The organism is Bacillus sp. 05T31, from assembly GCF_056396725.1.
The window spans coordinates 1-1,189 of sequence record NZ_JBFTMA010000980.1 but is presented as its reverse complement, the minus strand read 5'-3'; the positions used below and the strand labels follow the sequence as shown (position 1 = coordinate 1,189).

Sequence of the window (1,189 nt, the reverse complement as noted above, 5' to 3'; positions counted from 1 at the left end):
CAGTTCCACTTTACCTTTTTTATCCTATCATAAAATAAAAAAAAGAAAAATAAAAAGCCTAACATAAATTTTAATTTCATTATGTATATCTTCATTTTAGATTGGACATAAATAAATATAACAACATCATTTTCGATGTTGTTGCCAACCGCGGAGAAGACTTACGTTTCCCCATAAGTTCTTCCTCCGGTTTCTCCTCTCCCTTTGCCTTCTTACTAGTAGTACATACTAGTATTAGAAGGGCCCTGCTTTGCAGGGTTTTTTTATTTGTCTACTTTTCATTTAAAAAGTGAGGTGGTACAGTAAAAGAAAGAGGAGGAAAAAATATGATTCAACGCTTTATAGAACTCGGAGAAGGCTACTCTGACTTATATGAATTACTTCAAATTGCCAAAACAAACCAAGAACGTGTAACACATATGTTACAATTCGAAACTGTAAAAAACGAAAAAAAAGTGTGTTCACTTGTTGTAATACTAAAACCGACAACTACTGGTGATTTCCAACCATTATACATATGTCGTGAAGGCATTCCTGTACTTGAAAATAAAAAAAGTAAACGTGTCGTTTTATTTGAAGAAATGGCGGAACAAATAGGGAAAAAAGTTACTCCCTTTACTGTAAAACCATCAACAACTTTCCCTGAAAAAGAACTATTTTTTAATCATCTAATTGGTATTTTACGAATGAACAATTTCATTCCTCCAATGAAATAACACGTTATTTCAAGTAAAAAAATCCCCCGCTAAATTTAGCAGGGGATTTTTTTACTTAGCTATAATCGTATTCTTTTGCCCGATCAGGACGCGAATTTTCGAATTCCGTTTTTAAAAATGGGCGATACGACTGTTCTACTTTTTTTACAAAAGGAAGTTTATTCAATTTTTGCATCATATGCTCAATTTGTTCCATATCACAATATACAACGGCATATTTCAAACGTTTTGATATGTAATGAATGTTACCATATTTCCTTAAAATCTTGGCATGTTTCAATGAATGTAAATAAACAATCATACTTTGTCGTTGCCCGAACATAATCTTCTCCATCTTCTCCTTTTAAAAACTTATATTCTTATATTTTATGAAAACCAATCATAAATTTATGACATTAAAGAACAAACTCTGTATACGTTTTCTTCTATATTCTAAAAAAAAACGGGGTAATTTACCCCGTTTTTTAGAATAT

General features: G+C 31.1%; 2 protein-coding genes. One reads left to right on the top strand and one right to left on the bottom strand.

Translation table 11 applies throughout. The features are described from left to right. The first annotated feature begins 326 nt into the window (after positions 1-326). Positions 327-716, top strand: a complete 390-nt coding sequence (locus AC1DJR_RS30495) for a DUF7147 family protein (RefSeq protein WP_429691790.1) — start codon at positions 327-329, stop codon at positions 714-716. A gap of 55 nt (positions 717-771) precedes the next feature. On the opposite strand, the gene AC1DJR_RS30490 is transcribed toward AC1DJR_RS30495, so the two are convergent. Next, positions 772-1,038 (bottom strand): YlbG family protein, encoded by a 267-nt coding sequence (locus tag AC1DJR_RS30490; protein ID WP_002088292.1) that lies wholly within the window; start codon positions 1,036-1,038, stop codon positions 772-774. Between the last annotated feature and the right edge of the window lie 151 nt (positions 1,039-1,189).

Excerpts from the sequence above, each read along its gene's own strand:
- AC1DJR_RS30495 (WP_429691790.1), top strand. The coding sequence starts at position 327 with ATGATTCAACGCTTTATAGAACTCGGAGAAGGCTACTCTGACTTATAT.
- AC1DJR_RS30490 (WP_002088292.1), bottom strand. The coding sequence starts at position 1,038 with ATGTTCGGGCAACGACAAAGTATGATTGTTTATTTACATTCATTGAAA.